The organism is Pseudomonas sp. PDM30, from assembly GCF_019218985.1.
GTDB classification, from domain to species: domain Bacteria; phylum Pseudomonadota; class Gammaproteobacteria; order Pseudomonadales; family Pseudomonadaceae; genus Aquipseudomonas; species Aquipseudomonas jessenii.
The window spans coordinates 157,051-179,144 of sequence record NZ_JAHUWM010000004.1 but is presented as its reverse complement, the minus strand read 5'-3'; the positions used below and the strand labels follow the sequence as shown (position 1 = coordinate 179,144).

The 22,094-nt window shown below is 60.7% G+C and carries 16 protein-coding genes and 2 tRNA genes; 14 read left to right on the top strand and 4 right to left on the bottom strand.

From position 1 onward, the window contains the following. Positions 1 to 40: 40 nt before the first annotated feature. The 12 genes from KW840_RS11425 to KW840_RS11370 all read left to right on the top strand — a co-directional run bounded on the left by KW840_RS11425 (position 41) and on the right by KW840_RS11370 (position 15,045). Complete coding sequence (locus KW840_RS11425; protein WP_218495187.1) at positions 41 to 1,540, top strand: NAD(P)H-hydrate dehydratase; 1,500 nt, start codon at positions 41 to 43, stop codon at positions 1,538 to 1,540. Beyond that, positions 1,528 to 1,998: a tRNA (adenosine(37)-N6)-threonylcarbamoyltransferase complex ATPase subunit type 1 TsaE gene (gene tsaE, locus KW840_RS11420; RefSeq protein ID WP_007973252.1), complete on the top strand. Its 471-nt coding sequence runs from the start codon at positions 1,528 to 1,530 to the stop codon at positions 1,996 to 1,998. Before KW840_RS11425 ends, tsaE begins: the two co-directional genes overlap by 13 nt. After that, positions 1,999 to 3,429: an N-acetylmuramoyl-L-alanine amidase gene (locus tag KW840_RS11415; RefSeq protein WP_150811893.1), complete on the top strand. Its 1,431-nt coding sequence runs from the start codon at positions 1,999 to 2,001 to the stop codon at positions 3,427 to 3,429. It abuts the gene before it with no gap. After that, positions 3,426 to 5,336 carry a DNA mismatch repair endonuclease MutL gene (mutL, locus tag KW840_RS11410; RefSeq protein ID WP_057712243.1) on the top strand — a complete coding sequence of 637 codons (1,911 nt, stop codon included), beginning with the start codon at positions 3,426 to 3,428 and terminating at the stop codon, positions 5,334 to 5,336. Before KW840_RS11415 ends, mutL begins: the two co-directional genes overlap by 4 nt. Beyond that, complete coding sequence (gene miaA, locus KW840_RS11405) at positions 5,336 to 6,307, top strand: tRNA (adenosine(37)-N6)-dimethylallyltransferase MiaA (RefSeq protein WP_057712242.1); 972 nt, start codon at positions 5,336 to 5,338, stop codon at positions 6,305 to 6,307. Before mutL ends, miaA begins: the two co-directional genes overlap by 1 nt. 93 nt (positions 6,308 to 6,400) lie before the next feature. After that, a complete protein-coding gene (gene hfq, locus KW840_RS11400; RefSeq protein ID WP_003221112.1) occupies positions 6,401 to 6,661 on the top strand; it encodes an RNA chaperone Hfq in 261 nt (86 codons plus the stop codon). 12 nt (positions 6,662 to 6,673) lie between these two features. After that, positions 6,674 to 7,975, top strand: coding sequence for a ribosome rescue GTPase HflX (gene hflX, locus KW840_RS11395; RefSeq protein ID WP_057712241.1), 1,302 nt, complete (start codon positions 6,674 to 6,676; stop codon positions 7,973 to 7,975). A gap of 96 nt (positions 7,976 to 8,071) precedes the next feature. Then, positions 8,072 to 9,247 (top strand): FtsH protease activity modulator HflK, encoded by a 1,176-nt coding sequence (gene hflK, locus KW840_RS11390; protein WP_057712240.1) that lies wholly within the window; start codon positions 8,072 to 8,074, stop codon positions 9,245 to 9,247. Next, positions 9,247 to 10,116, top strand: a complete 870-nt coding sequence (hflC, locus tag KW840_RS11385; RefSeq protein WP_007995015.1) for a protease modulator HflC — start codon at positions 9,247 to 9,249, stop codon at positions 10,114 to 10,116. The genes hflK and hflC overlap by 1 nt, the downstream gene beginning before the upstream one ends. A gap of 312 nt (positions 10,117 to 10,428) precedes the next feature. Continuing rightward, on the top strand, positions 10,429 to 11,616 hold the full coding sequence (locus tag KW840_RS11380; RefSeq protein WP_007973265.1) for an ATP phosphoribosyltransferase regulatory subunit: 1,188 nt from the start codon (positions 10,429 to 10,431) through the stop codon (positions 11,614 to 11,616). A 54-nt stretch (positions 11,617 to 11,670) separates the two neighbouring features. Further along, positions 11,671 to 12,960, top strand: a complete 1,290-nt coding sequence (locus tag KW840_RS11375) for an adenylosuccinate synthase (protein ID WP_007973267.1) — start codon at positions 11,671 to 11,673, stop codon at positions 12,958 to 12,960. Positions 12,961 to 13,110: 150 nt separating this feature from the next. Next, positions 13,111 to 15,045: a methyl-accepting chemotaxis protein gene (locus KW840_RS11370; RefSeq protein WP_218495186.1), complete on the top strand. Its 1,935-nt coding sequence runs from the start codon at positions 13,111 to 13,113 to the stop codon at positions 15,043 to 15,045. Positions 15,046 to 15,165: 120 nt separating this feature from the next. Here the strand turns inward: KW840_RS11370 and KW840_RS11365 are convergent, their stop codons facing one another. The 4 genes from KW840_RS11365 to KW840_RS11350 form a co-directional block, all read right to left on the bottom strand. Continuing rightward, entirely contained in the window at positions 15,166 to 16,731 is a 1,566-nt protein-coding gene (locus KW840_RS11365) for an iron ABC transporter permease (protein WP_218495185.1), read from the bottom strand. Next, entirely contained in the window at positions 16,731 to 17,741 is a 1,011-nt protein-coding gene (locus tag KW840_RS11360; protein ID WP_150811888.1) for an extracellular solute-binding protein, read from the bottom strand. The genes KW840_RS11365 and KW840_RS11360 overlap by 1 nt, the downstream gene beginning before the upstream one ends. Positions 17,742 to 18,018: 277 nt before the next feature. Continuing rightward, positions 18,019 to 18,105: transfer RNA gene (locus tag KW840_RS11355), tRNA-Leu, on the bottom strand. A 167-nt stretch (positions 18,106 to 18,272) separates the two neighbouring features. After that, positions 18,273 to 18,359: transfer RNA gene (locus KW840_RS11350), tRNA-Leu, on the bottom strand. Between the two features lie 225 nt (positions 18,360 to 18,584). Between KW840_RS11350 and rnr the strand changes: the two genes are divergently transcribed. Both rnr and rlmB read left to right on the top strand, forming a co-directional pair. Then, a complete protein-coding gene (gene rnr, locus KW840_RS11345; protein ID WP_218495184.1) occupies positions 18,585 to 21,212 on the top strand; it encodes a ribonuclease R in 2,628 nt (875 codons plus the stop codon). After that, positions 21,209 to 21,976 (top strand): 23S rRNA (guanosine(2251)-2'-O)-methyltransferase RlmB, encoded by a 768-nt coding sequence (gene rlmB / locus KW840_RS11340; RefSeq protein WP_007973273.1) that lies wholly within the window; start codon positions 21,209 to 21,211, stop codon positions 21,974 to 21,976. The genes rnr and rlmB overlap by 4 nt, the downstream gene beginning before the upstream one ends. Positions 21,977 to 22,094: the final 118 nt, after the last annotated feature.

Below are 22,094 nucleotides of genomic sequence, written 5' to 3'. Positions count from 1 at the left end.
GATGCGTATAATTCTGCCAGACATCGGAGCCCGAAGACGCATGCCGCACACTAAAGATGAATTACCCGACGCGCTGTATAGCGCCGCCCAGGTGCGAGCACTCGACGCGAGCCTGATCGCCGCCGGCACGGCGGGCTTCGAATTGATGCAGCGCGCGGCGCGGGCGACGTGGCGGGCGCTGGTGCGGCAGTGGCCGACAGCAAACGAGCTGAGCGTGCTGGCCGGACATGGCAACAACGCAGGCGACGGGTACCTGGTGGCCGTACTGGCCCAGCGTGCCGGTTGGTCGGTGCGGGTGCTGGCGGTGGGCGATCCGCAGCGCTTGCAGGGTGATGCGGCGTCGGCCCATGCCGAGGCGGTGTCTGAACAGGTGCTCATCGAGCCCTGGACGGCACAATCCGGATTGCGCGGCATTGTACTGGATGCTTTGCTTGGCACCGGTCTGAGCGGTGACGTGCGTGATCCCTATGTCAGCGCCATCGCCGCGATCAATGCCAGCGGACTGCCGGTAGTGGCGGTGGATATTCCGTCAGGGTTGTGCGCGGATACGGGCCTTATCCTTGGTCATGCAGTGCATGCCGACCTGACGGTCACGTTCATTGGCTTGAAGGTGGGGTTGTTCACCGGTGATGCCGCGGATGTGACGGGTGAGTTGGTGTTCAACGATCTGCAGGCTGATCCGCAGTTGCTGAACGGTACTGCGTTCACGGCTCGGCGCTTGTGTATCGCTAACCTGCCGCGTCTGGTGTCCCGGGCACCGGCATCCCACAAAGGCAAGTTCGGCCATGTGCTGCTCATTGGCGGTGATCGCGGTTACGGTGGGGCAATTTTGCTGAGTGCACAAAGTGCTCTGCGCAGCGGTGCGGGCATGGTTTCGCTGTCCACCCGTCCGGAACATGTTTCGCCAGCGCTTTCTCGAATTCCGGAAGCCATGGTGCTGGGCACGTCGTCGGCCAATCAACTGATGGGGTTGCTTGAGAAGGTATCGGTGCTGGTGGTCGGGCCGGGCCTGGGTCAGGCAGGGTGGGGGCGCAGCCTGCTGTCGGCTGCGGCCAATGCGCCTTTGCCGCAAGTCTGGGATGCCGATGCCTTGAATCTGTTGGCGGGTGGACAGGTCGATCTGCCCAAGGGTTGCGTGATTACCCCGCATCCGGGGGAGGCGGCACGTTTGCTTGGGGTGAGCACTGCCGACGTTCAGTCTGACCGTCTCGCCGCAGCCCATGCATTGAGTAAAAAATATACAGCTGTCGTCGTCCTGAAAGGTGCCGGGAGCCTGATCGCCCATCCCGATGGACGTCTGGCGCTGTGTCATCAGGGGCACCCGGCCATGGCCACCGCCGGTTTGGGCGACGTGCTGGCCGGTTTGCTCGGCGCATTGCTGGCCCAGGGCATGGAGCCGTTCGACGCGGCCTGCCTGGCGGTCTGGCTGCACGCCAATGCCGGCGAGCAACAAGGAAAATTGGGCCGTGGGCTGGCGGCCAGTGATCTGATCCCAGCCATTCGTCAGTTGTTGGAGGAGCAAGCACCGTGTCTGAAGTAACCCTGTACCTGGCCGATGAACAGGCCATGAGCGACTTTGGCGCACGCATTGCCCGAATCACCCAAGGCCATGGCCTGATCTTCCTTGAGGGCAACCTGGGGATGGGCAAAACCACGTTGTCCCGAGGCATCATTCGCGGTCTGGGACATGTCGGGGCAGTCAAAAGCCCGACCTTCACCCTGGTCGAACCCTACGAGATCGGCGACATTCGCGCCTTCCATTTTGATTTGTACCGTCTGGTTGATCCGGAAGAGCTAGAGTTCCTCGGTATCCGCGACTACTTCGAAGACGATGCCCTGTGTCTGATCGAATGGCCCGATAAAGGTGCAGGCTTTTTGCCAAAGCCTGACCTGACCATTACCATTAGCCCGCAAGACAGCGGGCGTTCGCTGAAAATTTTATCCCAGGGCTCGCGTGGCGAGGCCTGGTGTGCCGCTTTGGCATTGGAATCCAAATAGATGATGGGGTTAGGTATGCGCTTTCGCGCGTTGGTGGCTGCCGTAGGGGTGTTGTTCTTGGCGGTGACCGTCGACGCTGTGGCCGATTCGAAGGTCAACAGTGTTCGTCTGTGGCGGGCACCGGACAACACGCGACTGGTGTTTGACCTGACCGGCCCGGTGCAACACAGCGTCTTTACCCTGACGGCTCCGGACCGTCTGGTCATCGACATCAATGGCGCGACCCTCGGTGCGCCGCTCAACGTCAACACCTCGAACACCCCGATTACCGCCATGCGCTCGGCCCAGCGCACGCCGACGGACTTGCGGGTGGTCATCGACCTGAAAAAGGCCGTGACGCCGAAAAGCTTCTCCCTGGCGCCGAACGCTCAGTACGGTAACCGATTGGTGGTCGACCTGTTCGATAACGCCGCCGACGCCGCGCCACCGCCTGCGCCGACACCGTCGGTCGCCACGGTGCCTGCCGTGCCGGTCACGCCTGCGGAACCGGCGATCAAGCTGCCACCGGCTCCGGCCGGCAAACGCGACATCATTGTGGTGATCGACGCCGGTCACGGTGGCGAAGATCCGGGGGCTTCCGGCTCCCGAGGCCAGCGCGAGAAAGACGTTGTGCTGCAGATTGCCCGCGAAACCCAACGCCAGGTCAACGGCATGAAAGGCTTCCGTGCCGAACTGACCCGTACCGGTGACTACTTCATTCCGTTGCGCGGCCGTACCGAAATCGCCCGCAAGAAAGGCGCCGACCTGTTCGTCTCGATCCACGCCGACGCCGCGCCTTCTGCCGCCGCTTTCGGTGCCTCGGTATTTGCCCTGTCCGATCGCGGCGCGACTTCCGAGACCGCCCGTTGGCTGGCCGACAGCGAAAACCGTTCCGACCTGATCGGCGGTGCTGGCAATGTCAGCCTCGATGACAAAGACCGCATGCTCGCCGGCGTGCTGCTCGACTTGTCGATGACGGCATCCCTGACCTCCAGCCTGAACGTTGGCCAGAAAGTCTTGAGCAACATCGGTCGGGTCACGCCACTGCACAAGCAGCGGGTTGAACAGGCCGGGTTCATGGTACTGAAGTCGCCGGATATTCCGTCGATCCTGGTGGAAACCGGGTTCATCTCCAACGCCAACGAAGCCTCGAAGCTTGCTGCGTCAAGCCATCAACAGGCGCTGGCGCGTTCGATCAGCAGCGGCGTACGCCAGTTCTTCCAGCAGAACCCGCCGCCAGGCACTTACATTGCCTGGCTGCGTGATTCCGGAAAAATCGCCCAAGGTCCACGTGACCATCGGGTAAACCCTGGCGAGACGCTGGCGATGATCGCCGTTCGTTATCAGGTTGCGCCGGCCACCCTGCGCAGCGCCAACAACCTGTCGAGCGATGAACTCAAGGTTGGTCAGCACTTGACCATTCCGGGCACTGAACTGGCGGCCAAAGAATGAATCAGGTCGTGAACAACAGCGCTCGCATCGAGCTGCTCAGCCCGCGGCTGGCGAACCAGATTGCCGCGGGTGAGGTGGTCGAACGCCCGGCTTCGGTGATCAAGGAACTGCTGGAAAACAGCCTCGACTCCGGCGCCAAACGCATCGACGTCGATGTGGAGCAGGGCGGCGTCAAGCTGCTGCGGGTGCGCGACGATGGCAGTGGCATTTCCGCCGATGACCTGCCGTTGGCCCTGGCCCGTCACGCCACCAGCAAGATCCGCAACCTGGAAGACCTCGAGCAGGTCATGAGCCTGGGGTTTCGCGGCGAGGCCCTGGCATCGATCAGCTCCGTCGCGCGCCTGACCTTGACCTCCCGCACCCGCGACGCCGATCAGGCGTGGCAGGTCGAGACCGAGGGCCGTGACATGGCGCCCCGTGTGCAACCTGCGGCCCACCCGGTGGGCACTTCGGTTGAAGTGCGCGACCTGTTTTTCAACACGCCGGCGCGGCGCAAGTTTCTCAAGACCGAAAAAACCGAATTCGATCACCTGCAAGAAGTGATCAGGCGCTTGGCCCTGGCGCGCTTCGATGTGGCGTTCCATCTGCGCCATAACGGCAAGACCATCCTCAGCCTGCACGAGGCCCATGATGATGCGGCCCGTGCCCGGCGCGTGGCGGCGATCTGCGGGCCGGGTTTCCTGGAGCAGGCGCTGCCGATCGAAATCGAGCGCAACGGCCTGCATCTATGGGGCTGGGTCGGCCTGCCGACCTTCAATCGCAGCCAGGCCGATTTGCAGTATTTCTTCGTCAATGGCCGTGCCGTGCGCGACAAACTGGTGGCCCACGCGGTACGCCAGGCCTATCGCGACGTGCTGTTCAATGGTCGGCACCCGACCTTCGTGCTGTTTTTCGAAGTCGATCCGACCGGCGTCGATGTCAACGTGCACCCGACCAAGCACGAAGTGCGCTTCCGTGAAGGGCGCATGGTCCACGATTTCCTCTACGGCACCTTGCACCGCGCCTTGGGCGATGTGCGCCCCGACGATCAACTGGCGGCGCCGGTTGCCACGGCCATCGTCCGGCCTACCGGCCTCGAAGCCGGTGAATTCGGACCCCAGGGCGAAATGCGCCTGGCCGCCAATGCGCTGCTGGAACAGCCTCAGGCTCAGCCGTCGTTCAATGCGCCGGCGGGTTCGGGGGCTGGCGCGGGTTATCAATATCAATACACGCCGCGACCGCAGTCCGGTGCACCTGTCGCCGAAGCGCAGGCCGCCTATCGCGAGTTTTTTGCACCGCTGCCCGAGGCCAATGCCGTCGCGCTGCCGGCCGGGCAGGACGACATCCCGCCGCTCGGTTATGCGCTGGCACAACTCAAGGGCATCTACATTCTTTCGGAAAACGCTCAGGGCCTGGTGCTGGTGGACATGCACGCCGCCCACGAGCGGATCATGTATGAGCGTCTGAAGGTGGCGATGGCCAGTGAGGGCCTGAGCGGCCAGCCGTTGCTGGTGCCGGAGTCCCTGGCCGTCAGCCAGCGTGAAGCCGATTGCGCCGAGGAGCATGTCGCCTGGTTCCAGCGCCTGGGCTTTGAATTACAGCGTCTGGGCCCGGAAACCCTGGCGATACGGCAGATTCCGGCACTGCTCAAGCAGGCCGAAGCCAACCGGCTGGTCGCTGATGTCCTGGCTGATCTGATGGAGTTCGGCACCAGCGACCGCATTCAGGCGCACCTGAACGAATTGCTCGGGACCATGGCCTGCCACGGCGCGGTTCGTGCGAATCGGCGGTTGGCCCTGCCGGAAATGAACGGTCTGCTGCGTGATATGGAAAACACCGAGCGCAGTGGTCAATGCAACCATGGCCGACCGACCTGGACCCAACTGGGCCTGGACGATCTGGACAAACTGTTCTTGCGCGGTCGTTGATGAGCCAGTTCCCACCTGCGATTTTCCTGATGGGCCCGACCGCCGCCGGCAAGACCGACCTGGCCATCGAGCTCACCAAGGTCCTGCCTTGCGAGTTGATCAGTGTCGATTCGGCGCTGGTCTACCGTGGCATGGACATTGGCACCGCCAAGCCTTCCAAAGAGCTGCTGGCGCAATTTCCGCATCGTCTGATCGATATTCTCGACCCGGCCGAGAGCTATTCGGCTGCGGATTTCCGCCGTGACGCCCTGGAAGCCATGGCCGATATCACCGCACGGGGAAAAATTCCGCTGCTGGTGGGCGGCACCATGCTCTATTACAAGGCTTTGGTTGAAGGTCTGGCAGATATGCCGGCCGCCGATCCCGAGGTCCGTGCGCAAATCGAAGAAGAGGCTGCGCGCCTTGGCTGGCAAGCCTTGCACGAACAATTGGCGGTGATCGATCCGGAGTCCGCGGCTCGAATACATCCGAACGATCCCCAGCGATTGAGTCGAGCGCTGGAAGTTTATCGTGTCAGCGGTCAAAGCATGACCGCCCTGCGTTTGCAACAATCTGCGCAAAGTACTGAAGCAGCCGCTTCGGGACTGCAACAATTGCCCTATACTGTCGCGAACTTGGCCATTGCTCCGGCAAATCGCCAGGTACTGCACGAGCGAATTAAACAAAGATTCACTTTAATGTTGGAACAGGGATTCATTGACGAGGTCGTAGCCCTGCGTAATAGAGGAGACCTGCATACCGGGTTGCCGTCTATACGTGCAGTAGGCTATCGCCAAGTCTGGGACTACCTGGATGGCAAGCTGACGTCAGCCGAGATGCAGGAGCGTGGGATCATTGCCACGCGCCAATTGGCGAAACGCCAGTTCACCTGGCTGCGCAGTTGGACTGATCTGCATTGGCTGGACAGTCTGGATTGCGACAATCTGCCGCGCGCCTTGAAATACCTTGGGACCATCTCCATATTGAGCTGAGTCCTTGCAATTGCCGTCTATCCTTGGGGGTGTGACGGCCAAAGCCATCTGATTACCTATTTTTTATATTGAATCCTTAAAGGAGTGCGGCACATGTCAAAAGGGCATTCGCTACAAGACCCTTACTTGAATACTTTACGTAAAGAGAAAGTTGGGGTGTCCATCTACCTGGTCAACGGTATCAAGCTGCAAGGCACGATCGAGTCTTTCGACCAGTTCGTTATCCTGCTGAAAAACACCGTCAGCCAGATGGTCTACAAACACGCCATCTCTACAGTGGTGCCGGTTCGTCCAATTCGTCTGCCTAGCGCAACCGAATCCGATGCAGGTGATGCTGAGCCAGGTAACGCCTGATAGGAGTCTCCTTTGTTCTTTGAGCGCCACGGTGGTGGTGAACGAGCCATTCTCGTTCACTTGGATGGTCAGGACCCTGAGGCGCGCGAAGATCCGCAGGAGTTTCAGGAGTTGGCAATTTCGGCTGGCGCCGAGACCGTCGCGTTTTTCAACGTGCCGCGTCATCGGCCAACCGCCAAAACCCTGATCAGCAGCGGCAAGGTCGAAGAGTTGCGCGACCTGGTCCAGGCCGAACAGGTCGATCTGGTGATTTTCAATCACATCCTCACGCCCAGTCAGGAACGTAACCTCGAACGTATTTTCGAGTGTCGCGTGATCGACCGCACGGGTTTGATTCTCGATATTTTCGCCCAGCGCGCCCGCACCCATGAAGGCAAGCTCCAGGTCGAACTGGCCCAGCTTGAGCACATGAGTACGCGGCTGGTTCGCGGCTGGACTCACCTTGAACGGCAGAAAGGCGGTATCGGCCTGCGCGGTCCGGGTGAAACCCAGCTGGAAACCGACCGGCGCCTGTTGCGGGTTCGCCTGCGGCAGATCAAGGGGCGCCTGGAAAAGGTCCGCAGCCAGCGTGAACAATCGCGCCGTGGCCGCAAACGGGCTGACATTCCGACGGTTTCGCTGGTGGGTTATACCAACGCCGGCAAATCGACGCTGTTCAACTCGGTGACCGACTCCGACGTCTTTGCGGCTGACCAGTTGTTCGCCACCCTCGACCCGACCTTGCGCCGGCTCGAGCTCGATGACCTCGGCCCGATCGTGCTGGCTGACACCGTGGGCTTCATTCGTCACTTGCCGCACAAGCTGGTCGAGGCATTTCGGGCTACGCTCGAAGAGTCGAGCAACTCCGACCTGTTGCTGCACGTGATCGACTCCCATGAGCCTGAGCGCATGGCCCAGATTGAACAGGTCATGGTGGTGCTCGGAGAGATCGGGGCTCAAGACTTGCCGATCCTGGAGGTCTATAACAAACTCGATTTGCTCGAGGGCGTGGAGCCGCAGATTCAGCGCGATGCCGATGGCAAACCGCAGCGGGTCTGGCTTTCGGCGAAAGATGGCACAGGTCTTGATCTGCTCAAGCAGGCCGTGGCCGAGTTGCTTGGCGATGAGTTGTTTGTTGGCACCTTGCGCTTGCCGAACCGATTTGCTCGACTGCGGGCGCAGTTTTTCGAACTCGGTGCGGTACAAAAGGAAGAACACGATGACGAAGGCATCAGCTTGCTGGCCGTTCGTTTGCCACGGGCCGAATTGAATCGGCTGGTGAGTCGCGAAGGTTTGCAACCGATGGAGTTCATCGAGCAACACACTTTGCAATAAAAGCCTGAGAAAGCGGTTGTGCCGCGGTGACAGGCATTCTGTAGCATTGGTCGGCGCGCCGTGGGTGCGTCTTTGCTTTATCAGATGGAGAGCGCTATGGCTTGGAATGAGCCGGGTGGCAACTCGAATAATCAGGATCCTTGGGGTGGCAAGCGTCGTAACAACGGCGACCGCAAGGGGCCACCGGATCTCGACGAGGCCTTCCGAAAGCTGCAGGAAAGCCTGAACGGTTTGTTCGGTGGTGGTAAGAAACGTGGTGGCGACGACGGCGGTGGTCCGGGCAAGAGTGGCGGCTTTGGCGGCCTGCTCGGCATCGGTCTGGTCGTGTTGGCGGCCGTTTGGCTGTACAGCGCGGTCTATGTCGTCGACGAGCAGGAGCAAGCTGTGGTGCTGCGCTTCGGCAAGTACTACGAAACCGTGGGTCCGGGCCTGAACATCTACTTCCCGCCGATCGACAAGAAGTACATGGAGAACGTCACGCGTGAGCGTGCCTACACCAAGCAGGGCCAGATGCTGACCGAAGACGAGAACATCGTCGAAGTGCCGCTGACCGTGCAGTACAAGATCAGCAACCTGCAGGACTTCGTGCTGAGCGTCGATCAGCCGGAAATCAGCCTGCAGCACGCGACCGACAGCGCCTTGCGCCATGTGGTGGGCTCCACCGCGATGGACCAGGTGCTGACCGAAGGTCGTGAGTTGATGGCCAGCGAGATCAAGGAGCGTCTGCAACGCTTCATGGACACGTATCGCACCGGTATCACCGTCACCCAGGTCAACGTTCAGAGCGCAGCGGCACCGCGCGAAGTCCAGGAAGCCTTCGATGACGTGATCCGTGCCCGGGAAGACGAACAGCGTTCGCGCAACCAGGCCGAAACCTATGCCAACGGCGTCGTGCCGGAAGCTCGTGGTCAGGCCCAGCGCATCCTTGAGGATGCCAATGGTTACCGTGACGAGACCGTCTCGCGCGCCAAGGGTGAGGCCGATCGCTTCACCAAGCTGGTCGCCGAGTACCGCAAGGCCCCTGAAGTCACCCGCCAGCGTCTGTATCTGGACACCATGCAGGAAGTCTTCACCAACACCAGCAAGGTTCTCGTGACCGGCAACAAGAACGGCCAGAACAACCTGTTGTACCTGCCTCTGGACAAGATGGTCGAAAGTGGTCGCAGCACCAGCACCCAGGTGAGCAGTGCGGCAGCCACCAGCAATGAAGCGAATGCGCGTGCGGCAGCTGATCTGCAGCAACAGCCAGCACGTACCAGGGAGAGTCGCTGATGAGCAATAAATCGCTGATCGCCCTTATTGTCGGCGTCGTCGTGGCGATCGCTGCCTGGAACTGCTTCTACATCGTGGCTCAGACCGAGCGTGCGGTGTTGCTGCAGTTCGGTCGCGTGGTCCAGGCCGATGTTCAGCCAGGCCTGCACGTGAAAGTGCCTTACGTCAACCAGGTGCGCAAATTCGACGCACGCCTGATGACGCTGGATGCACCGACACAACGCTTCCTGACGCTGGAAAAGAAAGCCGTGATGGTCGATGCCTTCGCCAAGTGGCGCGTGAAGGACGCGGAGCGTTACTACACCGCGACTTCCGGCCTCAAGCAGATCGCCGACGAGCGTTTGTCCCGTCGTCTGGAGTCGGGCCTGCGTGACCAGTTCGGTAAGCGCACGTTGCACGAAGTGGTCTCCGGTGAGCGCGATGCGCTGATGGCGGACATTACTGCTTCGTTGAACAAGATGGCTGAAAAAGAGCTGGGCATCGAAGTGGTCGATGTTCGGGTCAAGACCATCGACCTGCCGAAAGAAGTGAACCGCAGTGTGTTCGAGCGTATGAGCACCGAGCGTGAGCGTGAAGCTCGCGAGCACCGCGCCAAGGGTAACGAACTGGCCGAAGGCATCCGTGCCGACGCCGATCGTCAACGCCGCGTGCTGCTGGCTGAAGCCTATCGTGAATCCGAAGAGGTTCGCGGTGATGGCGATGCCCAGGCTGCTGCGATCTACTCCAAGGCCTACGGTCAGGATCAGGAGTTCTACGCGTTCTACCGTAGCCTGCGCGCCTACCGTGAAAGCTTCGCGAACAAATCCGACGTCATGGTCCTCGACCCAAGCAGCGACTTCTTCCATTACCTGGAAAAAGCCAAGCCTTGATACGGCGTTGACCTGAATTATCCCCCGCCGGGCGGCTAAAACCTCTGGCGGGGTGATCCTTTGGGAAAACGTGTGTATGATGCGGCAGCCGGGAAATTCCCGGCTTTTTTGCGTCTGCATGTTTGATTGCTGTGTTCAAGCAGATGCCGGGCCGATTGGCTCGACAGTTTTTCGAGGAAAGTGGTTGGCGAAGCCGGTAGAAGGGCTTTTCGCTCCGTCGCTCATGCGCGTGGTTTGTGCGCAAGCCGACCATTTTCTGCTTCACTCAAGGCTCGCCGACAGGCTGGTCGCCCGGAGATAGGGGAAGGCGTAATGGCAACGGTAGACCGCTGGCTTCTGCCAGATGGCATCGAAGAAGTACTGCCACCGGAAGCTGCGCGTATTGAAGTCGCGCGTCGTCAGGTGTTGGATCTGTTCCAGAGCTGGGGTTACGAGTTTGTCGTGACTCCCCATATCGAGTACCTGGAATCCCTGCTGACCGGCGCGGGCCAGGACCTGGATCTGCGCACCTTCAAGGTCATCGACCCGCAATCGGGCCGTCAGATGGGTTTCCGCGCCGACATCACGCCGCAAGTGGCGCGCATCGATGCGCACACCCTGCGTCGTGAAGGCCCAAGCCGCCTGTGCTATGCCGGTAGTGTCCTGCACGCTCAGCCTCGCGCCCTGTCGTCCTCGCGCAGCCCGATTCAACTGGGTGCCGAGTTGTACGGCGACGGCAGTCCGAGCAGCGACGTCGAAGTCATCAGCCTGATGCTGGCCATGCTGCAACTGGCCGATGTGCCGGATGTGCACATGGACCTCGGTCATGTTGGCATCTATCGCGGCCTGGCCCGTGCTGCCGGGTTGTCCGGTGAAGTCGAGCAGCAGTTGTTCGATGCCTTGCAACGTAAGGCCATCGACGAGGTCATTACCTTGACCGAAGGCTTGCCTGCCGATCTGTCGGGCATGCTGCGGGCGTTGGTCGACCTGTGTGGCGGTCGTGAAGTGCTGGCTGCGGCCCGCGAGCGTTTGGCCAAGGCGCCGGCCCCTGTTCTGGCAGCGCTGGACGACTTGCTGGCGATTGCCGAGCGGCTGTCCGTGCGTTTCCCTGAGCTGCCGCTGTATTTCGACCTGGGCGAGCTGCGTGGCTACCACTACCACACCGGTGTGGTGTTCGCTGTGTTCGTACCGGGTGTTGGCCAGTCCATTGCCCAGGGCGGTCGTTACGACGACATCGGCGCCGACTTCGGTCGCGCCCGTCCGGCGACCGGCTTCTCCACCGATTTGAAAACCCTGGTGACCCTGGGGCGTGCTGAGATCGAGCTACCGTCTGGCGGTATCTGGATGCCTGACAGTACGGATGCGGCACTCTGGCAGCAGGTTTGCCAGTTGCGCAGTGAGGGTCAGCGTGTCGTTCAGGCATTGCCTGGACAACCTTTGGCCGCCGCCCGTGAAGCGGACTGCGACCGGCAATTGATTCAGCAGAACGGGCTTTGGCAAGTATCGCCACTGGCTTCTTGAGTTTTCCTGCCGGCTGCCGCCGGCACCAAGTTTGCGCGAATGAGGACAAGTGTTATGGGTAAGAATGTCGTAGTCCTGGGCACCCAATGGGGTGATGAGGGCAAAGGCAAGATCGTTGATCTGCTGACCGAACATGCTGCCGCCGTAGTGCGCTACCAGGGTGGCCACAACGCTGGCCACACCCTGGTGATCGACGGTGAGAAGACCGTCTTGCACCTGATTCCGTCGGGCGTGCTGCGCGAAGGCGTGCAGTGCCTGATCGGCAACGGCGTGGTGGTTGCACCCGACGCTCTGCTGCGGGAAATCACCAAGCTGGAAGAGAAGGGTGTACCGGTGCGCGAGCGCCTGCGTATCAGCCCATCCTGCCCGCTGATCCTGTCCTTCCACGTTGCGCTGGACCAGGCCCGTGAAAAGGCCCGTGGCGAGCTGAAGATCGGTACTACCGGTCGTGGCATCGGCCCGGCATACGAAGACAAGGTTGCACGTCGTGGCCTGCGTGTTGGCGACCTGCTCAACATGCCGCGCTTTGAAGACAAGTTGCGTGAACTGGTGGATTACCACAACTTCATGCTGGTTGGTTACTACAAAGAGCCAGCCATCGACTTCGACAAGACCCTGGCCGAGTGCAAAGAATACGCTGAGCTGCTCAAGCCGCTGATGCTGGACGTGACTGCCGAGCTGCACGACCTGCGTCGTGCTGGCAAAGACATCATGTTTGAAGGCGCCCAAGGTTCGTTGCTGGACATCGACCACGGTACCTACCCGTACGTGACCAGTTCCAACACCACCGCTGGCGGCGTTGCTACCGGTTCGGGTGTCGGCCCTATGTTCCTGGACTACATCCTGGGCATCACCAAGGCTTACACCACCCGTGTAGGTTCGGGTCCATTCCCGACGGAGCTGTTCGACGAAGTCGGCGCGCACCTGGCTAAACAAGGTCACGAGTTCGGCGCGACTACCGGCCGTGCCCGTCGTTGTGGCTGGTTCGACGCCGTTATCCTGCGTCGCGCTATCGATGTGAACAGCATCTCGGGCATCTGCCTGACCAAGCTGGACGTGCTCGACGGTCTGGAAACCATCAACATCTGCGTCGGCTACAAAGATGCAGAAGGCAAGGCCGTTGCCCCGACTGACGCTGACAGCTATGTAGGCCTGCAGCCTGTGTACGAAGAAGTGCCGGGCTGGACTGAATCGACCGTGGGTGCCAAAACCCTGGAAGAGCTGCCAGCTAACGCCCGTGCTTACATCAAGCGCGTCGAAGAGCTGATCGGCGCGCCGATCGACATTATTTCGACGGGCCCGGACCGCAACGAAACCATCGTCCTGCGCCATCCGTTTGCTTGATAAGTCGTTGATGTAAAACACAAAGGCCCCTTCATTGGGGCCTTTGTCGTTTATGCCTGCTGGACGGCATGACCTTTGCTATTAGCTTTGCCTAAAACGTCACTTTTGGCGTGCCATCAATTTAATGGCGCTTTTGCAGAGGGATATCAAGTGTCGGCCGTTCTCTCATTGTTACAGAGCCGTTTGTTGCGGCCCGTGTTCGTTACCCTTGGTATCGCCCTTTTGGTGCAGGTGCTGGTAGCTGTCGCTCTGACCCGGAGCACGGTGACCGCGCTGGAAGCCGATCTGGGCCTGCGCCTGGGCGCGGACAGTCAAAAGCTTTCCGCTGAGCTTGAGCAGGCGGGACGCGAAGTCACGTCGAGCCTCGACAGTCTCTCTACCAGTACGCGTCAGCGCCTGACCGCCGGTTTGTCCTCGCGTCTTGAGCAGGAGCAGGCGCAATTGCGTTCGACCCTGGAAAAGGACCTGAAGGACTCCGCCAGCGACATGGCGCAGCTTCTGGCTTCCGTCGCGCCTCGCGCCATGTGGGACAACGACATTCCGACACTTTCCGAGTTCGCCCGCCGGGCCCAGCGCAATCCCAATGTGCTGTTCGTGGTGTATGACGACGCCACCGGTCAGCACCTGACGCGCTACCTCAATCGGGAAAACCCGATCAACAAGGCGCTGCTGGAAAAAGGCCAGGGCGAGCGTGCGCTGGACAAGGTACTGGATGCGGCGAAGAACGATCCTTCGGTGTTCTACATCGAGGCCCCGATCAATCCTAACGGCGTAGAAATCGGCAAGGTCCTGATGGGGGTCTCGACGGCTTCCGTGGAGACTGATCTGGCGGCCCTCGACAAGCGCTTCTCGGCGTTGATCGCCAGCAGCGATCAACTGGTGGGCGACAGCCTCAAGGGTGCGGCTGCCGACAGCGCAACGGCCATGCGCTCGCGTCTGCAGTTGGCGCAGTCCACGGCGGCGGAAATGAAGGCCAATATCACCAGCACCGTGCAGGAAGCTGCTACGACATTGCGCTGGCGCATCGGCGTGTGTCTGGCGGTGGTGGGCTTCGGTGTCCTGCTGTTGTTGGCGGTGGTGCTCGGTCGCCGAGTGGTCAATCGCCTGAAAATGCTGATCGTTGCCATGGATGACCTGGCGGCGGGTGAGGGTGATCTGACCAAACGTGTGCAGATCAACAGCAAGGATGAAATCGGCGACATGGCCTCGGCGGTCAATCGCTTTGTGGATAAGTTGCAGCCGATCGTGCGTGAGGCGGGGGATGTCGCCCAGCGCACCGGCGTGGAGATCGGCGCCATGACCTTGCGCAACGCCGGTGCGGACGCGGCGGCTGGCATGCAGCGCGACGAGGTGGCGGAGAGTTTGCGCGCCTTGTCGCAAATGGCTGATGAGGCGCAGTCGGAAAGCCATGCCATGCAGGCGGCGCTGAAGCAGGTGGTGGACATTCGTCAGGCCACCGATGAAAACACCCGGACCTCGGCGAAAGTCGGCAGCCTGATCGAGGAGCTGGCGGGTCAGGTCAACACTGGCGCGCAAGTGATCGAGCGCCTGGCGCAGCAAAGTGAGCAGATCGAGGTGGTGCTGACGGTGATTCACGGCATCGCCGAACAAACCAACCTGCTGGCGCTGAACGCAGCGATTGAGGCGGCGCGTGCCGGCGAGACCGGGCGCGGGTTTGCCGTGGTGGCCGATGAGGTGCGGGCGCTGGCGAGCAAGACGCAAAGCTCCACCGGCGATATTCAGGCGCACATCGTGGCCTTGCAGCAAGGTGCGCGCGAGGCGGTGGCGGCGATTGGTCAGGCCGGGCGTCAGGCCAGTGAGGGTTTGCTGGTGCTGCGTGACAGTGCGCGGCTGCAGCAGTCGGTGCAGGCATCCGTCGAGCAGGTCCATGCGGCGATCGGTTTGGCTACCCAGGCTGCAGCGCATCAGGCGCAGGGCGCGCAGGCAGTTCGGGGGCGGGTGCAGACCATTCATGCCCAGGCCGAGAAAGCGGCGCAAGCTGTCGTGGAGACTACGGCGAGCGGCAAGGTGCTCGATGGTCTGGCGGCGCAGTTGAAGGCGAGCCTGGGGCAGTTCAGGGCTTAATGCTGTTTCAGGGATGGCCTCATTGCGAGCAAGCTCGCTCCCACATTTGATCCGGGGTGTTCACAAACTTTGTGTCCACCATCGAAACCTGTGGGAGCGAGCTTGCTCGCGATGACGGTCTTAGCGGCTCAGATACATCCGGGTCGTCAGTAGATAGACCGGCAACCCCGACACCAATATCAACAACGCCGCATAAGGCGCCGCCGCCGCAAACTCCACATTCGCGGTATGCGCCCAGACTTCCGTCGCCAGTGTATTGAGCCCGGTGGGGCTCAGCAGCAAGGTCGCCGTCAGCTCCTTCATCGCATCCAGGAACACCAGGGCAAAAGCCGCCCCCAGCGCCGGGAAAATAATCGGCAGTGTCACTCGGCAGAAGGCACTGAATGACGAGGCTCCCAGCGTGCGCGCCGCCTCCTCAAGCTGCGGTGCCGCCTTGTTCAGGGCGGTGCGGATCGGCGCCTGGGCCAGCGGCAGAAACAGCAGGGCATAGGCGATCAGCAGCAATGCCGAAGTCTGGTAAAGCATCGGCACGTAGTGCAGTGCGAAATACACCAGGGTCAGGGCAATGACCAGCCCCGGCAGCGCGTGCAGCAGATAGGGCAGGCGCTCGGCCCAGATCGCCAGTTGGCCTTTGTAGCGCACGACCAGCAGGCCGACCGGCACCGCCAGCACCAGGCACAGAGCAGCGCCACCCAGCGACAGAGCGAGGGACGACAGCAATGCTTCGCCGATTGCCGCTACGGGAAAGGCTGCCGATGTTCCTACCGCCAACCAGTAGACCAGCATCCCCAGTGGAATCCCGCTGCCAATGATTGCCAGCAACAGGCAATAAAGCTGTCCCGCCACAGCCCAGGGTCCCAGTTGAACCTGTTCCGCGCGTCGCGCCGCACCCTGTCCGGTGCGCACGTGTCGACCCTTGCCGCGCACACGCAGCTCCAGCCACAGCAGCGCCAGGCACAACATCAGCAGTACGGCGGAGAGCATCGCCGCGTTGGCATTGCTGAACTCCAACTCAAACTGCTGATAGATCGCCGTGGTGAAGGTTTGCAGGCCGATGATCGACAAGGCGCCGAACTCCACCAGCATGTGCAGGGCAATCAGCAACGAACCCGCCAGCAGCGAAGGCCAGAGCAGGGGCAGGGTGACGCGAAAGAACACGCCCCAGCGATTTTGCCCCAGTGTGCGAGCCGACTCTTCCAGGGACGGATCGAGATTGCGCAAGGTTGCCGCCACGGGCAGAAAGATCAACGGATACTTGGACAGGCTCATCACCAGGATCGCCCCGCCGAGTCCTTCGAAATGAGCGCTGAGGGAAACCCATGTGAAACTGCTGACAAAGGCCGGTACGGCAAACGGCAGGCAGAGAATCACGCCCCACAATCGTCGGCCCGGCAGATTGCTGCGCTCGAGCAACCAGGCCAGCGACAAGCCGATCACCCCGCAAACAATGGTGACGCCAATCATCAGTGCGAGTGTGTTGCGCAGCAAGCCGAACACATAAGGTCGCCATAGCAAATGCAGTGCTTCTGCCCAGCCTGCTTGCCAGGCTTTGAGTCCGACATAGGCCAGCGGCAGGAGGCTGAGGACGACCAACAGCAAGACCGGCAACACCAACCCTATGGGAGGACGCTTGCGGCGGGGCGCGTTGTTGCTGCGCAGACTGGTGGCAGATAGCGATGCGCTCATCAGTTCAAGCCAACGTCACGTTCCAGGTCCAGGGCTTCTTCGGCATTGCCGAGGTCGGCTGGCGTGACTTTCGGCGCTTGCAACTCGCTGAATGGCTTGAGTCCGCGATCAGACTCCATGCCTTTGTGCAGCGGGTATTCGGCGGTGGTCTGGGTGATCACGCGCTGGCCTTCCTCGCTGGCCATGTAGGCGAGCAACTGCTGTGCTTCCTTGGGGTGTTTGCTGGATTTGAGCACCGCAGCACTGGAAACCGTGATCAGTCCGCCGACATCGCCACCGCTGAAGTAATGCAGTTTCGAGTCGAGCTGGCCTTTTTCACGCTGCAGGGCGAACCAGTAGTAATTGTTGACGAGTACGGTGGCGACTTCGCCATTTTCTACCGCTTTCAATGCAACCATGTTGTTGCTGTAGGTCTTGCCGAATGCTCGCAGACCGGTCAGCCACTCTTCGGCTGCGTCCATGCCGTGCACCTTGATGATCGCGACCGCTTGCTCCTGGAAGGCGCCGCTGGTGGGTACGAAGCCGACCTTGCCTTGCCATTTCGGGTCGGAAAATTCCATCACCGAGGTCGGCAAGTCTTTTTCATCGATCAGCTTGGGGTTGAACGCAACGACGCGCACCCGGGCGGTCACGCCAATCCAGGTGCCGTTGCCGGCGACGTATTCCTTGGGCAGAACGGCCAGTGTGGTGTCATCGGTCTTGGCCAGCAGGCCTTGTTCGCCGAGTTTGTTCAGGGGTGGCGATTCTTCGGTGTAGATCACGTCGGCGGGGGAGCGATCGCCTTCTTCGACGATCTGGCTGGCGAGCTGGTTGCTGCTGCCTTTGCGCACATTGACGTGGATCCCGGTCTTGGCTTCGAAGGCCTTGGCGACTGCGTCGCCGACTTCTTTGTGCTGGCCGTTGTAGAGGGTCAGGGCAACCGGATCGGCGGCTTGGGTGAGGGGAGTGGCGAGTGCCAGGCCGAGGAGGGTGGTGATCAGGCCGCGGCGCAGGGTATTTCGAAACATCATTCGCAGGGTTCCTCACTGTCACATTGCAAAAACTTGTAACAATGATAAACGATATTGTTTCTCAAATGCGCCGATAAATCCTGTAGGAGCGAGCTTGCTCGCGATGGGCGTGAACGAAAACGAGGGGTGTCTGGAGAAATGCGTCGCCTGTACATCCATCGCGAGCAAGCTCGCTCCTACAGAGGGGGGGGGCGTGTTGTTTTTCAGGTGTCAGAAACGCAAAAACCCGCTTTCGCGGGTTTTTGTGAAATCCAAGGTCGTAACCTTGAATTTGAATTGGTGCCCAGAAGAAGACTCGAACTTCCACGACCGTAAGGTCACCAGCACCTGAAGCTGGCGTGTCTACCAATTTCACCATCTGGGCATTCATCTTCAGCGTTGCCGCTGTTGATGTGGCGCACTATACGGAGAGCGTTTTGATCTGTAAACCCCTGATTTTAAAATTAATAAATCAGCGGTCAAAAATGCAAAAACCCGCTTTCGCGGGTTTTTGTGTGAGCCTTGAAATTGAACTAATCTCAAGCTCGAAATTGGTGCCCAGAAGAAGACTCGAACTTCCACGACCTTGCGGTCACCAGCACCTGAAGCTGGCGTGTCTACCAATTTCACCATCTGGGCAGTATCGGCAACGTTGTCCGTCGTCGATGGCGCGCACTATACGGAGCGTCTTTTTAACTGTAAACCCCCGGCCTCAAAAAAACCTGAAAAAATTCACCAACGGTCTGCAATTCAGCTTTGAGGTGTCGATACAGGGCTTTAGATGGGTCGTCTTAGCTTGAAATTTCCCGTTTCATTACGCCTATGCCAAACTAACCCGCATATAGACAAGGTGAAAACTCTCTAATGGCCGATTGGCAGTCCCTCGATCCCGAGGCCGCTCGTGAAGCGGAAAAATATGAAAACCCTATTCCTAGCCGCGAACTGATCCTTCAGCACCTTGCTGATCGAGGTTCGCCTGCTAACCGCGAGCAACTGGTCGAAGAGTTTGGTCTGACCACAGAAGACCAGATCGAAGCCCTGCGCCGCCGTCTGCGCGCCATGGAGCGCGATGCTCAACTCATCTATACCCGTCGCGGCACTTATGCACCGGTGGACAAGCTTGACCTGATCCTGGGTCGCATCAGCGGTCACCGCGACGGCTTCGGCTTCCTGGTGCCGGACGACGGCAGTGACGACCTGTTCATGAGCCCGGCGCAGATGCGTCTGGTGTTCGACGGTGACCGTGCCCTGGCCCGGGTATCCGGCCTGGACCGTCGTGGTCGCCGCGAAGGCATGATCGTCGAAGTGGTGTCCCGCGCTCACGAAACCATCGTCGGCCGCTACTTCGAAGAGGGCGGCATCGGTTTCGTGGTTGCCGACAATCCGAAGATCCAGCAGGAAGTGCTGGTGACGCCAGGTCGTAACGCCAACGCGCAGATCGGTCAGTTCGTCGAAGTTAAGATCACTCACTGGCCGACGCCACGCTTCCAGCCGCAAGGCGACGTGGTTGAAGTCGTGGGCAACTACATGGCGCCGGGCATGGAGATCGATGTTGCCCTGCGTACCTACGACATTCCTCACGTCTGGCCTGACGCCGTGCTCAAGGAAGCCGGCAAGCTCAAGCCGGAAGTCGAAGAGAAAGACAAAGAGAAGCGCATCGACCTGCGTCATCTGCCGTTCGTCACCATCGATGGCGAAGATGCCCGCGACTTCGACGATGCGGTCTATTGCGAAGCCCGTCCGGGCAAGCTGCGCCTGTTCTCGGGCGGCTGGAAGCTGTACGTGGCGATTGCCGACGTATCCAGCTACGTGAAACTCGGTTCGGCGCTGGATGCCGAAGCGCAGGTTCGCGGCAACTCGGTGTACTTCCCCGAGCGCGTGATTCCGATGCTGCCTGAGCAGCTGTCCAACGGTTTGTGCTCGCTGAACCCGCAAGTCGATCGCCTGGCCATGGTTTGCGAGATGACCATCTCCAAGTCCGGTGAAATGACCGACTACTGCTTCTACGAAGCGGTGATTCACTCCCATGCGCGCCTGACCTACAACAAGGTCAGCGCGATGCTGGAAACGCCGAAAGCCACCGAAGGGCGCAAGCTGCGCGGTGAATACACCGACGTGGTGCCGCACCTCAAGCAGCTGTACTCGCTGTACAAGGTGTTGCTGGCGGCCCGTCACGTACGTGGCGCGATCGATTTCGAAACCCAGGAAACCCGGATCATCTTCGGTTCCGAGCGCAAGATCGCCGAAATTCGTCCGACCGTGCGCAACGATGCGCACAAGCTGATCGAGGAATGCATGCTGGCGGCCAACGTGGCCACCGCCGAATTCCTGAAGAAACACGAAATTCCGGCGCTGTATCGCGTTCACGATGGCCCGCCACCGGAGCGCCTGGAAAAGCTGCGCGCGTTCCTCGGCGAGCTCGGCCTGTCCCTGCACAAAGGCAAGGACGGTCCGTCGCCGAAGGATTACCAGGCACTGCTGGCCGGCATCAAGGATCGTCCGGATTTCCACCTGATCCAGACTGTCATGCTGCGTTCGTTGAGCCAGGCGGTGTACAGCGCCGATAACCAGGGCCACTTCGGCCTGAATTACGAGGCGTACACCCACTTCACTTCGCCGATCCGCCGCTACCCGGACTTGCTCACGCACCGGGCGATTCGCAGCGTGATCCATTCGAAGCAGAACACCCCGCACGTTCGCCGTGCCGGTGCGATGACCATTCCGAAAGCGCGCATCTATCCGTACGACGAAGCGGCCCTGGAGCAACTCGGCGAGCAGTGCTCGATGAGCGAGCGCCGTGCCGACGAAGCGACCCGCGATGTAGTGAACTGGCTCAAGTGCGAGTTCATGAAAGATCGCGTTGGCGAGTCGTTCCCGGGTGTGATCACCGCTGTGACCGGTTTTGGTCTGTTCGTCGAACTGACCGATATCTACGTCGAAGGCCTGGTGCACGTCACCGCACTGCCGGGCGATTACTACCACTTCGATCCTGTGCACCACCGCCTGGCCGGTGAGCGTACCGGTCGCAGCTTCCGCTTGAGCGATACCGTGGAAGTGCGCGTCATGCGCGTCGACCTCGACGAGCGCAAGATCGACTTCGAGATGGCCGAGAAAACCATCAGCGCGCCGATCGGCCGCAAGAAGCGTGGTACCGAAAGCACAGCACCCGCTGCGAAAGTCGAAGCAGAACCGGCCCCGGCGAAAACCGGTCGTCGTCCTGCCAAGGAAAAGGCTGTAGAGGCCTATCGCCCGAGCGATGCAGCGGCGAAAAATGCCGAAGTGCGCAAAAGTCGTGAAATGAAGCAGGCGTTGCTCGCCGGTGCGAAAAGCGGCGGTAAAGCGGCGTCTGGGGGAAAGACCAGTCGGTCGACGCCTGACAAGGCCGTCGGCGGCAAGCCGGCCAAACCGAGCAAACATCGTAAAGGCCCGCCAAAAGCGGGCTCGGCTCCAGCCAAGAGTGGCGGGGCGCGTAAACCTAAGGCCAAGCCATGAGTCAGTTGGAAAAGATCTACGGCGTACATGCTGTAGAAGCGTTGTTGCGTCACCACCCGAAACGCGTGAAGCAGATCTGGTTGGCCGAAGGTCGCAATGACCCTCGGGTCCAGACGCTGATTGAGTTGGCCAACGAAAACCGGGTGCAGGTCGGCCAGGCCGAGCGCCGTGAAATGGACGCCTGGGTTGAAGGCGTGCACCAGGGTGTGGTCGCGGACGTGAGTCCGAGCCAGGTCTGGGGTGAGGCGATGCTCGACGAGCTGCTCGATCGCACCGACGGCGCACCGTTGTTGCTGGTGCTCGACGGTGTGACCGATCCGCACAACCTCGGCGCCTGCCTGCGCTCCGCCGATGCGGCGGGCGCGCTGGCCGTGATCGTGCCGAAGGACAAGTCAGCGACCCTGACTCCGGTTGTACGAAAAATCGCCTGCGGTGCGGCGGAAGTGATTCCGCTGGTTGCCGTGACCAACCTGGCGCGCACCCTGGAAAAGCTCCAGCAGCGCGGCTTGTGGGTTGTCGGCACGGCCGGTGAAGCTGAGGTCAGCCTGTATGACCAGGATCTGACCGGCCCGACCATCCTGATCATGGGTGCCGAAGGCAAGGGCATGCGTCGCCTGACCCGCGAGCATTGCGACTACCTGGTCAACCTGCCGATGGCCGGTAGCGTCAGCAGTCTCAACGTTTCTGTGGCGACGGGTGTCTGCCTGTTCGAAGCGCAGCGTCAGCGCAGTGTCAAAGCCAAGGCTGCTGCCAAAAAATCCTGACCTGCTGCAAATCTCCTGTGGGAGTGAGCTTGCTCGCGATAGCGGTGTAACATTCAGCATTAATGTCGAATGTTGCGACCCCATCGCGAGCAAGCTCGCTCCCACAGTGTTTTTGTAG

Bases quoted from the DNA above. Each gene is read 5' to 3' on its own strand.
- KW840_RS11425 (WP_218495187.1), top strand. From the start codon at position 41: ATGCCGCACACTAAAGATGAATTACCCGACGCGCTGTATAGCGCCGCC.
- KW840_RS11415 (WP_150811893.1), top strand. From the start codon at position 1,999: ATGATGGGGTTAGGTATGCGCTTTCGCGCGTTGGTGGCTGCCGTAGGG.
- mutL (WP_057712243.1), top strand. From the start codon at position 3,426: ATGAATCAGGTCGTGAACAACAGCGCTCGCATCGAGCTGCTCAGCCCG.
- miaA (WP_057712242.1), top strand. From the start codon at position 5,336: ATGAGCCAGTTCCCACCTGCGATTTTCCTGATGGGCCCGACCGCCGCC.
- hfq (WP_003221112.1), top strand. From the start codon at position 6,401: ATGTCAAAAGGGCATTCGCTACAAGACCCTTACTTGAATACTTTACGT.
- hflK (WP_057712240.1), top strand. From the start codon at position 8,072: ATGGCTTGGAATGAGCCGGGTGGCAACTCGAATAATCAGGATCCTTGG.
- hflC (WP_007995015.1), top strand. From the start codon at position 9,247: ATGAGCAATAAATCGCTGATCGCCCTTATTGTCGGCGTCGTCGTGGCG.
- KW840_RS11380 (WP_007973265.1), top strand. From the start codon at position 10,429: ATGGCAACGGTAGACCGCTGGCTTCTGCCAGATGGCATCGAAGAAGTA.
- KW840_RS11375 (WP_007973267.1), top strand. From the start codon at position 11,671: ATGGGTAAGAATGTCGTAGTCCTGGGCACCCAATGGGGTGATGAGGGC.
- KW840_RS11365 (WP_218495185.1), bottom strand. From the start codon at position 16,731: ATGAGCGCATCGCTATCTGCCACCAGTCTGCGCAGCAACAACGCGCCC.
- KW840_RS11360 (WP_150811888.1), bottom strand. From the start codon at position 17,741: ATGATGTTTCGAAATACCCTGCGCCGCGGCCTGATCACCACCCTCCTC.
- rnr (WP_218495184.1), top strand. From the start codon at position 18,585: ATGGCCGATTGGCAGTCCCTCGATCCCGAGGCCGCTCGTGAAGCGGAA.
- rlmB (WP_007973273.1), top strand. From the start codon at position 21,209: ATGAGTCAGTTGGAAAAGATCTACGGCGTACATGCTGTAGAAGCGTTG.